Origin of the sequence: Phenylobacterium sp. (genome assembly GCF_030645195.1) — a bacterium.
GTDB lineage: Bacteria > Pseudomonadota > Alphaproteobacteria > Caulobacterales > Caulobacteraceae > Phenylobacterium.
On sequence record NZ_JAUSLW010000039.1, the window covers coordinates 23,600 to 34,761 of the forward strand.

Annotated in this window: 10 protein-coding genes and 1 pseudogene; 6 read left to right on the forward strand and 5 right to left on the reverse strand. The window is 70.0% G+C overall.

What is annotated here, in order from left to right; translation table 11 throughout:
• Positions 1–44: 44 nt before the first annotated feature.
• Positions 45–788, forward strand: coding sequence for a YebC/PmpR family DNA-binding transcriptional regulator (locus Q7T09_RS03555; protein WP_304697679.1), 744 nt, complete (start codon positions 45–47; stop codon positions 786–788).
• Here the strand turns inward: Q7T09_RS03555 and Q7T09_RS03560 are convergent.
• Together Q7T09_RS03560 and Q7T09_RS03565 are read right to left on the reverse strand one after the other, a co-directional pair.
• Positions 785–1,591, reverse strand: a complete 807-nt coding sequence (locus tag Q7T09_RS03560) for an acyl-CoA thioesterase II (protein WP_304697680.1) — start codon at positions 1,589–1,591, stop codon at positions 785–787. The genes Q7T09_RS03555 and Q7T09_RS03560 overlap by 4 nt on opposite strands.
• Positions 1,592–1,638: 47 nt before the next feature.
• Positions 1,639–3,708 (reverse strand): ATP-binding protein, encoded by a 2,070-nt coding sequence (locus Q7T09_RS03565; RefSeq protein ID WP_304697681.1) that lies wholly within the window; start codon positions 3,706–3,708, stop codon positions 1,639–1,641.
• 271 nt (positions 3,709–3,979) lie between these two features.
• Between Q7T09_RS03565 and Q7T09_RS03570 the strand changes: the two genes are divergently transcribed.
• The gene (locus Q7T09_RS03570) at positions 3,980–4,249 is read left to right on the forward strand and encodes a hypothetical protein (RefSeq protein ID WP_304697682.1); all 270 of its coding nucleotides are present in this window, start codon (positions 3,980–3,982) and stop codon (positions 4,247–4,249) included.
• On the opposite strand, the gene cytX is transcribed toward Q7T09_RS03570, so the two are convergent.
• Entirely contained in the window at positions 4,221–5,513 is a 1,293-nt protein-coding gene (gene cytX, locus Q7T09_RS03575) for a putative hydroxymethylpyrimidine transporter CytX (protein WP_304697684.1), read from the reverse strand. The two genes, Q7T09_RS03570 and cytX, sit on opposite strands and share 29 nt — an antisense overlap.
• 76 nt (positions 5,514–5,589) lie before the next feature.
• On the opposite strand from cytX, the gene Q7T09_RS03580 reads away from it, so the two are divergent.
• A complete protein-coding gene (locus tag Q7T09_RS03580) occupies positions 5,590–6,009 on the forward strand; it encodes a hypothetical protein (RefSeq protein ID WP_304697686.1) in 420 nt (139 codons plus the stop codon).
• 13 nt (positions 6,010–6,022) lie between these two features.
• On the opposite strand, the gene Q7T09_RS03585 is transcribed toward Q7T09_RS03580, so the two are convergent.
• Positions 6,023–7,915: a methyl-accepting chemotaxis protein gene (locus tag Q7T09_RS03585; protein WP_304697688.1), complete on the reverse strand. Its 1,893-nt coding sequence runs from the start codon at positions 7,913–7,915 to the stop codon at positions 6,023–6,025.
• 500 nt (positions 7,916–8,415) lie between these two features.
• Here Q7T09_RS03585 and Q7T09_RS03590 point away from each other — a divergent pair, with 500 nt between their 5' ends.
• Both Q7T09_RS03590 and Q7T09_RS03595 read left to right on the forward strand, forming a co-directional pair.
• Entirely contained in the window at positions 8,416–9,564 is a 1,149-nt protein-coding gene (locus Q7T09_RS03590; protein WP_304697689.1) for a carbohydrate porin, read from the forward strand.
• 80 nt (positions 9,565–9,644) lie between these two features.
• Positions 9,645–10,043 (forward strand): VOC family protein, encoded by a 399-nt coding sequence (locus Q7T09_RS03595; protein ID WP_304697691.1) that lies wholly within the window; start codon positions 9,645–9,647, stop codon positions 10,041–10,043.
• Here Q7T09_RS03595 and Q7T09_RS03600 read toward each other — a convergent pair.
• Positions 10,040–10,474 carry a PaaI family thioesterase gene (locus tag Q7T09_RS03600; RefSeq protein WP_304697692.1) on the reverse strand — a complete coding sequence of 145 codons (435 nt, stop codon included), beginning with the start codon at positions 10,472–10,474 and terminating at the stop codon, positions 10,040–10,042. The genes Q7T09_RS03595 and Q7T09_RS03600 overlap by 4 nt on opposite strands.
• Positions 10,475–10,555: 81 nt before the next feature.
• Between Q7T09_RS03600 and Q7T09_RS03605 the strand changes: the two are divergent.
• Positions 10,556–11,162 (forward strand): annotated as a pseudogene (locus Q7T09_RS03605) (type I pantothenate kinase); the annotation flags it as partial.

Below are 11,162 nucleotides of genomic sequence, written 5' to 3' on the forward strand. Positions count from 1 at the left end.
CCTCAACTCACAAAACCGCCTGAACGAGAACAACAGACCACATCATGGCCGGACATTCCAAGTTCAAGAACATCATGCACCGCAAGGGACGCGCCGACGCGGTGCGCTCCAAGCTGTTCTCCAAGCTGTCGCGCGAGATCACGGTGGCGGCCAAGTCGGGCCTGCCCGACCCCACCATGAACGCCCGCCTGCGTCTGGCCGTGGCCAACGCCAAGGCCGAGTCCATGCCCAAGGACAATATCGACCGGGCCATCAAGAAGGGCGCCGGCGGCGACGCCGAATCCTATGACGAGGTGCGCTACGAGGGCTTCGGTCCCGGCGGCGTGGCCCTGATCGTCGAGGGCCTGACCGACAACCGCAACCGCGCCGCGGCCAACATCCGGTCCACCTTCTCCAAGAACGGCGGCAACATGGGCGCCACCGGCTCGGTGGCCTTCATGTTCGATCGCCTGGGCCAGATCGTCTATCCGGCCAAGGTCGGCAGCGAGGACAAGGTGATGGAGGCCGCCATCGAGGCCGGCGCAGAGGACGTGGAATCCGACGAGGAGGGCCACACCATCTTCACCGCCTATGAGGCCTTCGCCGAGGTGGCGAGCGCCCTGGAGGCCAGCCTCGGCGAGGCCAAGTCCACCAAGATCATCTGGCGGGCCAAGGGTTCGACCCCCATCAGCGGCGAGCCGGTGGGGACCCTGATGAAGCTGCTGGACGCCCTGGACGACGACGACGACGTGCAGAATGTCTATGGCGACTACGAGATCTCCGACGAGGACATGGAGAAGTTCGGCTAGTCCATCATCCGGACGATCACCGACTGGCTGGCGGTCGCCATCAGCTCCCCGTCCTGCGCGAACAGGTTCATCACCCCGTGGGCGAAGCCGCCATGGATGCCGGTGATCTGGATGTCGCAGAGCACCCAGGTGGTGGGCACGATCCGGCGGATGCGCAGGGTGTTGTCCAGGCTGTTGCCGCCGCCCTGGCGGCCCAGCGCCGCCCCGACCCCGGAGGGCACGTAGTCGGCCATGATCGCCAGCAGGCTGGCGTCGACGGCGTAGTCCTCCACCGGCTTGATCCACATCACCAGGCGGCCGTCGGCGGAGAGCTGGCCGGTGCGCGAGCCCTCGCCATAGCGGCCCTTGGCCATGCGCACCTCCAGGCGGCCGTTGAGGTTGTCCCCCTGGTCGCCCCACAGCACCGAGCGCACGCAGTCTTCCGGCGGCGGCATGTCGGGCATGGTCACCCACTGGTGGGAGACGGTGCTGGGCCGCGCGCCCAGGGCGGCGTTGACCGTGAAGATCTCCTGATCGCCGACATGGCCGATCACCCGGGCCTGGCTGTTGTACTTGCCCTGCACCGGGACCCAGACGTCGAGGTCCACCACCGAGCCCGGCCGCGCATAGGAGAGGTACTGGGCCGTGGCCCAGATCACCGGGCGTTCGCAGGTCCGCTCCATGGCCGCGATGGCGCTGGCCAGGCCGATGCCGCCGTACATGAAAAGGTTGTCCGGCGGGCCCACGCAGACGGCCGGCGTCAGGGGCATGAACCAGCGGTGCGGGTTGTGGGTGGCCTGGAGGTCGAAGAAGAGTTCGCTCATGGCCGGGCCGATACCCTTCAACGACGCGCCTGTCCCGGATTTTCGCCTCAGACGGCGATGGCGGTGTCGTCGGGCTCGAGCAGGCGGGCGATCTCGCCGATCAGGGCGGGGACGGAGATCGGCTTGGCCACCACCCCGTTCATGCCGGCGGCGCGATAGGCGCCCTGCTGGTGGGTCATGACATTGGCGGTCAGGCCGATGATCGGGGTCTGGGCCACCGGCCCCGGCAGGGCGCGGATGGCCCGCGTCGCCTCGATCCCGTCCATGTTGGGCATCTGCACGTCCATCAGAATCAGATCAAAGCCGCCATCGCGAGCGGCGTTCAGGCCGACCAACCCGTCCTCGGCCTCGGCCACCTGCGCGCCCAGGCGGGTCAGCAGGGTCCGGGCCACCAGGCGGTTGGTGGGATTGTCCTCCACCAGCAGGATGCGCACGCCCTCCAGCAGGCCCTCATCCGCCACGGCGGACGGGACGGGGACGGCGGACGGGGCGGTGAAGTCCAGCCAGAAGGTCGAGCCAACCCCCTCGGTGCTGGTGAAGGCGATGTCCCCGCCCATCAGCCGGGCCAGCGCCCGGGTGATGGAGAGCCCCAGGCCCGAGCCGCCGAAGCGGCGCGCCGTCGAGCTCTCGGCCTGGCGGAAGCGTTCGAACAGGTAGGGCTGGGCCTCGAGCGGAATGCCGACCCCGGTGTCCTCGATCTCCAGCCGCACGTGTCGCTGGCCGTCGGCCTCGGGGGTGACCGTCAGGCGGGCCGCGACGTGGCCGGCCTTTGTGAACTTGATGGCGTTGCCCAGCAGGTTGAACACCGCCTGGCGCACCCGCACGGGGTCGGCGGCGATCCACAGGTCGGCGCCGAAGGTCTCCGGGCGCAGCTCGATCCCCTTGGCGCGGGCCTGGCCCTCCAGCAGGGCCACCACGGTGTCCAGGGCCTCGCCCATGTTCATCGGCTCGGGGCTCAGGTCGAGCTGGCCGGCCTCGATCTTGGAGAAATCGAGCACGTCGTTCAGCAGTTGCGACAGCATCAGCCCGCAGTCGGCGGCCTGGCGCATCAGTTCGCGGCCCTCCGCCGAGATCGGCTCGCGCTCCAGCAGCTGCAGGGCGCCCAATACCCCGTTCATGGGGGTGCGGATCTCGTGGCTGACATTGGCCAGGAACTCGGCCTTGGCCTGGTTGGCGCTCTCCGCCTCGGCCTTGGCCTCGCGCAGCGCCTGGTCCTTGGCCACCTGCTCGGTGATGTCGCGGCTGACGTCGATGACCGCGACCGGGACCCCGTGCTCGCAGACCAGTTTTGCATTGGTCTGGACCCAGAGCCAGCGGCCATCCTTGTGTCGGACCCTGGCGGTCACCACCTCGGCGCGGGCGGGATCGACCAGCATCCGGGCCGCGGCGGCCAGGATCCGGGGATGATGCTCGGGATCGATGATGTGCATGCGCGACATCCCGATCAGCTCTTCGGGCCGATAGCCCAGGGCCGCTTCCACGGACGGGGAGACGTAGGTGTGCACGCCCTGGAGGTCGGTCCGGGCGATGACGTCGGTGATGTTCTCGGCCAGGGCCTGATACTTCTGCAGGCTGTCGTTGATCGCGCGCTGCTGGGCCTGGGCCGATGGTGTCTCCACCGCCCGACCGCCGATGAAGATCAGCCCGAGCCCCAGGGCCATCAGAATGGGCGCCATCTCCAGCCAGCTCTGACCGGCGGAGAGCCCGACGATCAGCAGGGCGCCGATCGCGGGAACGGCCCCGGCCGCCAGAAACACCACCGGGGTGCTGTAGAACAGCAGGACCACCAGGGCCGCGACCGTCAACGACACGACTGCGGCGCAGGTCCGTCCAGCGATCGTGCCGTCGGTCCACATCAACACCCCCAGCGCCAGCCAGGCGAGGCTGATGGCGGTGTAGCTGACCAGGAAGTTCGCCCGCGCCCGGTGTCGCACCGGTCCGCCGCGGGCCTGGCTGCGGCTCGCAGCCCAAAGCCAGACCTCAAGCGCAAGGATGCTGGCCAGCCAGCCGGCGGCCTGGAAAGGCCCCAGGATCATGGCGGCCATCATCGCGCAGAACAGGCTCAACCCCAGGCGCGGCAAGGTGACGTGGCGCACCGCGACGGCGGCCTCGTCCAATCGCACAAAGAGCGGGGGGCTTGAGATCGTCCGACTCCAGGGCGGGCGCGAGGGGTCGCGCGGTCAGGATTCTGGGTACCCTGGCTGTACTGTTTGGAGTGCTAATCGGCGCTGCGACACATTCGCCCAACACAGGTTTGAGCATCCCGGGCTTGCTTTCCGGCCGCCGTTCAGGTGTTTAGCCGCCCTGCCGAGCGCTTCTCCGAACCTGACCCGCGTTCCTCGCGGTGGGCCCGCCGCCTCGCCCCAAAGACCTCAGGAAGACCGCGCCATGCAAAGCTCCACAGCCTTCACCCGTGAAACCGTCCAGCTCGACGGCGAGACCTTCTACGACTGCGATTTCCAGAAGTGCCGCATGGTCTATGCCGGCGGCGAGGCCCCGGTCTTCACCGACTGCCGCTTCGAGGACTGCGACTGGAAGTTCGAGGACGCCGCGGCCCGCACGCTGGAGCACATGAAGGCGGTCTGGAACGCCGGCGGCAAGCAGCAGCTCCAGGGCCTGATCAAGGAAATCACGAGCGGCGGGGCGGCGAAGTCGTAAGCGCCAGATAGGCCGCGGCCGCCGCGGCCACCGCCGGCAGGGTCGCCCCCAGGCCCGGCTCCAGGCGGCTGACCGCCTGGTAGGCCGCGATGCCGATCGCCCAGGCCGCCAGGCCCCGCAGGCTGAAGCCGCCGGTGAACCAGTAGGCGCCGCCCACCAGGGCGATGGCGTCGGCCTCGATCCGCCGGCGCCGCACGACGAAGTGGTCGGTGAGCAGCACCCCGAACAGGGGCGCGAACACCGAGCCGATCAGCAGCAGGAAGCCCTCGTAGCGCGCCAGGGGCGCGAACAGGGCGATCAGGGTGCAAGCCGCCCCATAGGCCAGCGCCAGGCGCGCCGGCCGGGCGCGGACCAGGGTCGCGGTGGAGACCGCCGCGGAATGGATGTCGGCGAAGGTGTTGTCGGTCTCGTCGATGAGGATCAGCAGCAGGGCGACGCCGCAGCCCGTGGCCGCCAGCGCGGTCAGCAGCATCCCCTCCCCGCCGCCGGAGGCCAGCGCATAGCAGGCGCCGAGCGCGAAGAACCAGACATTGGCCAGCAGGTAGCCCGCCGCGCTGCCCCGGAACATGGCCCCTGGCGAGCGGCCGAAGCGGGTGTAGTCGGCGATCAGGGGCAGCCAGGACAGCGGCATGGCCACCACCAGGTCCACCCCGGCGCCGAAGCTCATCTCGCCGGTCCCGGCCCGGGCCATCAGGGCTCCCAGGTCATGGTCGGCCAGCAGCCGCCAGGTCAGCCAGGCCGCCCCCGCCAGCAGCAGCCACAGGCCCCAGGCCCGCAGGAACCGGCGGACGAAGGAGACCGGCCCCATCACCGCCAGCGCCGTGGCCAGGACGCCGAACAGCAGGGTCCAGAGGATCGGGTTGGACACCCCGAAGGTCTGCTTGGCCAGGGCGTCGGCGGCCTCGCGCATGGCGATGATCTCGAAGGCGCCCCAGCCGGTGAGCTGCAGGGCGTTGAGCGCGGCCGGGACCGCCGCCCCGCGCACGCCGAGCGCCGGCCTCAGATTCCCGATGGCCGAGAGCCCGGTGTCGGCCCCCACCACCCCGGCGGCGGCCAGCAGCACTACCCCCAGGATCGAGCCCAGGACGATGGCGGCGAGCGCATGGGGCAGACTGAGGCCCGGGACCAGGAAGGCGCCGGCCTGCAGCACCAGCAGGCCGATCCCCAGGCTGAACCACAGGGAGAAGGCGTCGCCCATGGCGAAGGCGCGGCGGGTCTGCGGGACCGGAGTCAGGGGATCATAGCTGTCGGCGGGGCTGGTCATGGCCAAGGTGTATCAGGCGTTCGCGCGACGGCCAGCCCGCTTGGGCCGCGACGGGCCTTGGGGTAAACTCCTGGCCATGAGCACCCTGCGCCGCCTGATCGACCTGCCCGGCATCGCCGACCTGGAATTCGCCTCGGTGATGAAGCCCGCCCTGCGCGAGCCGGGCGCGCAGGCGCAGTTCCCGCAGCTCGACGAGGTCAGCCGCGCCAATTTCGGCCTCACCCTGGACGAGGCCGACGAGGTGGCCCTGCCCGCCGACTGGGACAGGATCGAGCGCGAGTCCGAGCGCGACCAGGTGGAGGCCTTCGAGGCCGCCGGCTGGGACGTCACCGACAAGCGCCGCTCCCTGAAGATCCTGCCGCAGTTCAGCTTGCAGATGTGGCTGGCGATCCGCGGCGTGGCCGGCGCCCTGCCCTATCAGGCCGAGGAGGACCTCGAGGCCAAGATGGCGTCTTCCCTGGCCGCCGACGCCGTCAAGTTCCGCCGCGACCGCTAGAGTTCGGTCCCTTCTAGGCTGCGCGGCGGGTCGGTCGCGCGCGCGACACGGGGGTTCCCACCTCGAAGGCGCCCACCAGGGCGGCCAGGTCGGCGTGCTGGGACTTGAGCGAATGGGCCGCGGCGGTGGTCTGCTCCACCATGGCGGCGTTCTGCTGGGTGACCTGGTCCATCTGGTTGACCGCGGCGTTGACCTCGGAGAGGCCACCGGCCTGTTCCTGGGCCGAGGCCGAGATGGCGGTCACCGACTCTCCGATGGTCTCCACCCGCTTGAGGATGCGGGTCAGGGCTTCCCCCGTGCGGCCCACCAGGGTCACCCCCTCGCTGACCTTGCCGGAGGAGGCCGCGATCAGGGTCTTGATCTCCTTGGCGGCGCCGGCCGAGCGTTGGGCGAGCGCCCGGACCTCGGAGGCGACGACGGCGAAGCCGCGGCCCGCCTCGCCGGCGCGGGCGGCCTCGACCCCGGCGTTCAGGGCCAGCAGGTTGGTCTGGAAGGCGATCTCGTCGATCACCCCGATGATCTGGCCGATCTGGTTGGAGGAGGCTTCGATCTCCCCCACAGCGGTGACGGCGGCGGCCAGCACCTCCTCCGTCTGACGGGCGTCCGCGCGGGTCTCGGCCACCACGGCGTTGGCCTCGGCGGCGCGGCCGGCGGTCTGTTTCACGGTGACGGTGATCTGGTCGAGGGCCGCAGCGGTCTCCTCCAGGGAGGCGGCCTGGTGTTCTGTGCGGCGCGACAGGTCGTCGGCGGCGCTGGCGATCTCCTCGGCGCCCACCCCCACGCCCTCGGCCGCGGCGCCGATCCCGCGCATGGTCGTCTGCAGCTTCTCGGCGGCCTGGTTGAAGTCGCGCTTCAGAATCTCGTAGTCCGTGGCCACCTGCACCTGGACACGGTAGCCGACGTCGCCATCGGAGAGACGCGACAGGCCCTCGGCCAGGGCCTGGACCAGGACGTCCCGATCACGCTCGGCGGCCTGACGTTCGGCGTCGCGCTGGTCCTTGGACTTTTCCTCCTCGGCCCGGAGAGCCTCCTGGGCGACGCGTAGGTCGCGGCGTTCGAGGGCGGCCTCGCGGAAGACCACGATGGAGCGCGCCATCTCCCCCAGTTCGTCGGCGGAGACGGCGACGGGGACGGGCTTGTCGTAGTCGCCCGCCGCCAGATCCGACATGTAGGTCACCAGCACCGAGAGGGGGCGCAGGAGCTTGCGGCGCAGGATGGCGATCACCGCCACGCCGCCCAGCGCGGTCAGCAGAGCGGCCAGCCCGGTCAGGGCCAGGGCGCGGCGGCTGTCGGCGACCATCTTGGCTTCGGCGGCCGCGGCGTCCACGGCCTGGGCCCGTAGCAGCTTGGTCATTTCGCCCTGGGTGGCCTGGATGGCCTGGGTCATCTGGGCGGCTGCGGCGTCGAACTGCGGCATCATCGCATTTCCCCCCACAGGACCCTGGTCGACATAGGCGTGGGCCATGCTGACCCCGGTCTGATGGAAGGCGTCGAAGCTGGCGGTGGCCTGGTCGATGGCCGCCACCATGGTCGGGGCGCCGAGCTTGAGCGCCAGGGTCCGCGCGCGGGCGGCGTCGGCCTGGAAGGCGGCGGCGTTCTCCTCGGCCGCGGCCCATCCGTCGTCGAGGCCGTCGAGGCCTCGGGTGGCGGAGACGTCGGTGAGGAACTGCTGCACCTGGATGACGTCGATCTGAACCTGCTTGCTGGCCGAGACCAGCTCCAGGGTGGCGGCGGAGCGCTGGGCCGTCGCCGCGGTCTCCCGCTCGCGTTGCCGCTCGCCCATCAGGCCGATCAGGCCCTCGCCGAGGGCCGCCCCGGCGGCGAAGACCACCAGGGTGATGACGATGGCGGTGAGATAGCGCTCGATGGCCCGGGGCTTACGCGCCGGCTGGGGGGAGTTGGACATGGTTACGCCTGAGGTTTGCAGGGCGCAAAATAGTCATATCGGCACTTAACCAACCCATAAGGGGTCCGGTCAACGACAAATGTCCGGGCGCCAATTCCACGCCGAATACCTCATTGTGGGGATATTGGATCCCGAGGCCCTTGTATTCGCTATGCTCGAAATGGGCATATAAGACTCCCCGCCCTGGGGGGCGCGGCGGGGACGCCGCGGCGGTCCATCCACAGGAGGCAGGCGAGGCGGACAGGCCCCGCGGCGCTCCGCACCCAACGCTGTTTTTGCTGAGATATTTTCAGGCCGATCGGACGCCTAGCGCCCGCAAAGGTGTGGAGCGCCAATGGGCCCTCTAAGGATATTTTTACTATGAAAATTGAGGATTTCCGCAATCTTTAGGTCATGAATCCTTAGGTTTCCCAATCTATACATGACGTATAGTGAGTTTTTTATCGGGACAGACTGTGATTCTATTTGGGAACGGGGCCGGGCGGCTGCGAGGGCTTTGCATGGCGGCGGTCACCCTGGCCCTGGCGGGCGCGGCGGGCGCCCAGGCGGCCGAGGCCGAACTCCACAGTCCCGTCCTGACGGTCGCCCTGGACTACAAGCTCGACAGCGTCGGCGTCCTTCGCGGCGGCGCGGCGCGCGGAACCGACCTGCTCGACGGCCTGAACCTGAGCGCCGACCTGGACCTGGACCGCGCGGTCGGCTGGCGCGGCGGATCGGCCCATCTCGATCTGCTCAACACCAGCGGCGAGACCCCCAGCCTGCGGGCCGGCGCCCTGCAGGGGGTGGACGCCCTTGAGGTGTCGTCCCAGCGCCTGCGCCTCTACCAGGCCTGGCTGGAGCAGAGCCTGGCCGGCGGTCAGGTCAACCTGCGGCTCGGCTTCTCCGACATCAGCGGGGAGTTCGCGGTCGCTGATTCTTCGAGCCTGCTGCTCAATCCCAGCTTCGGCTTCGCGCCCGACTTCGCCGCCAGCGGCGCGGCGGCCTATCCCTCCACGTCGCTGGGCCTTCGCGTGCGGGTCGAGCCGAGCCCGACCACCTATCTGCAGGCGGCCCTGGTCAACGCCCGCACCGGCGTGCCCGGCGACGACGGCGGCGCCGACTTCAGCTTCGACGACGGATCGGTGCTGGTGGCCGAGGCCGGCGCCACCGCCCGCGGCAAGCTGGCCGTGGGCTATTGGCGCCTCACCCGCAAACAGGACGACCTCGCCACCCTGGACGCGGCGGGCCAGCCAGTCCGCCGCACGGCCCAGGGCGCCTACGCGCTCGTCGAACGGCCCCTGACCGAAGGCCCCGTCCGGGCGCTGACCGGCTTCCTGCGCGCCGGGATCGCCGAGGGTCGCACGGGCCCCTTCCGCGGCAGCATCCAGGCGGGCCTGCTGGCCGCCCCGGTCTTCGCCGGCCGCCCGGACTCCAGCCTCACCGTCGGGGTGACCTACGCCGCCCTGGGCCGCGCCTATCGGGACGCCTCGGTCCTGGCCGGCGGCCCCGTCCTCGATGCGGGCGAGACGGTGCTGGAGATGGCCTATTCCGACCAGATCACCGAGAAGGTGCGCCTGCAGCCAGGCCTTCAGTTCATCCGCCGCCCCGGCGGCGACCCCCAGGTGAAGGACGCGGTGGTGGCCTCCCTGAGGCTGGAGATCGCCCTCTAGGGTCAGAGAATTCGATGCTGCAGTATGGCGCGGTGGCGTTTCCGCGCTAGGGTCTGGCCCTTGTCTTCAAGGAACCCAGCATGCCCCGCTCTCCGGACTATCTCGGCGCTGTCGGCATCGGGGTCAGCGACCTGGCCCGCTCCGTCGACTTCTACACCCGCGTCCTGGGCATGACCCAGACCCAGACCTTCAAGCTCGACTACATGGACGAGGTGGTGGTGGCCTTCGAGGGCCGCACCGCGGTGGTGCTGATGCACTACACCGACGGCTCGGCGCGCAACTACACCGACAATCCGGTCAAGCTGGTCTTCTATGTCACCGACCCCAAGGCGGTGAGCGACCGGATCAAGGCCGACGGCCTGACCATCCTGCGCGAGCCCGCCCCCATCGCCACCCTGGGCGGGGCGGTGGTGGGCCTGGCCAAGGACCCCGACGGCTACACCATCGAACTGCTCCAGGCGCCGCCGCCGAAGAGCTAACCCGCCCGCGGATAGAGGATGATCTGGGTGCAGCGGAAGGCGGCCATCAGCTTGCCGGTGGCCGCGTCGGTGAGGGTGGCGTCCCAGACCTGGGTGGTGCGGCCGCCGTGCAGCATCTGGGCGGTGCAGACCACCGCACCCTCCCGCAGGGTGCTCATGAAGTTGCATTTCACCTCGGCGGTGGTGAAGCCGCTGGCCCCCTCCGGCCAGGCGGTGGAGACCCCGTAGGCGCAGAGGATGTCGGCCACCGACAGCAGGCAGCCCGCCAGCAGGAAGCCGGTATGGGCCACCAGGTCGGGCCGCACTTCGAACCTCCCCACCACGCGGCCGTCGGAGACCTCCGTCACCGTCAGGCCCAGATGGCCCGGCAGCTTGCCCTCATTGGCGCGGTTCAGGTCCTCGACGGAGGTGTTGTTGCTCGTGCCGGCCATGTCTCTCCCCTTCTTTGCGCCCATCTAGCGCAGAGCGCCGGGCCCGTGTCAGGGTCGCGGGGCGGAAAATGCGGAGGGCCGATGGCCGAGATGGACCTGAGCCAGGTGGCCGAGCGCCTGGCCGCGCGGCGTCCTGCGTCGGGGACCTATGTCGTCGGCGTCACCGGCGCCGTGGCCGCCGGCAAGAGCGTCTTCGCCCAGGCCCTGGCCGACCGCCTGGCGCGGGACGGCGCCCGGGTGGAGCTGGTCTGCACCGACGGCTTTCTCCTGCCCAACGCCCGGCTGGCGGAGCTGGAGCTCACCAACCAGAAGGGCTTCCCGCCCTCCTACGATCATGCCGCCCTGCGCGCGGCCCTGGAGGGCGTGCGCCGAGGCCCCACCGTCTTTCCCGGCTATTCCCACGTCACCTATGACGTCGATCCGGCGCTCGCCCGCACGCTGGATCCGCCCGACGTCCTGGTGATCGAGGGCCTGAACCTGATCCCCACCCACGGCCCCTCCCTGATCGACACCCTGGTCTATCTGGACGCCGACGAAGCCCACCTGGAGACCTGGTTCACCGTCCGCTTCATGGGCCTGTGGGAGGCCGCCGAGCACGACCCCGCCTCCTTCTACGCCCGCTTCCGCGGCATGAGCCGACCCGAGGCGGAGGGCCTGGCCAGGATGGTCTGGGAGAAGGTCAACCTGA

Coding starts and splice junctions, on each gene's coding strand:
- Q7T09_RS03590 (WP_304697689.1), top strand. CDS start 8,416: ATGGCGGCGGTCACCCTGGCCCTGGCGGGCGCGGCGGGCGCCCAGGCG.
- Q7T09_RS03595 (WP_304697691.1), top strand. CDS start 9,645: ATGCCCCGCTCTCCGGACTATCTCGGCGCTGTCGGCATCGGGGTCAGC.
- Q7T09_RS03555 (WP_304697679.1), top strand. CDS start 45: ATGGCCGGACATTCCAAGTTCAAGAACATCATGCACCGCAAGGGACGC.
- Q7T09_RS03585 (WP_304697688.1), bottom strand. CDS start 7,915: ATGTCCAACTCCCCCCAGCCGGCGCGTAAGCCCCGGGCCATCGAGCGC.
- Q7T09_RS03600 (WP_304697692.1), bottom strand. CDS start 10,474: ATGGCCGGCACGAGCAACAACACCTCCGTCGAGGACCTGAACCGCGCC.
- Q7T09_RS03580 (WP_304697686.1), top strand. CDS start 5,590: ATGAGCACCCTGCGCCGCCTGATCGACCTGCCCGGCATCGCCGACCTG.
- Q7T09_RS03570 (WP_304697682.1), top strand. CDS start 3,980: ATGCAAAGCTCCACAGCCTTCACCCGTGAAACCGTCCAGCTCGACGGC.
- Q7T09_RS03560 (WP_304697680.1), bottom strand. CDS start 1,591: ATGAGCGAACTCTTCTTCGACCTCCAGGCCACCCACAACCCGCACCGC.
- cytX (WP_304697684.1), bottom strand. CDS start 5,513: ATGACCAGCCCCGCCGACAGCTATGATCCCCTGACTCCGGTCCCGCAG.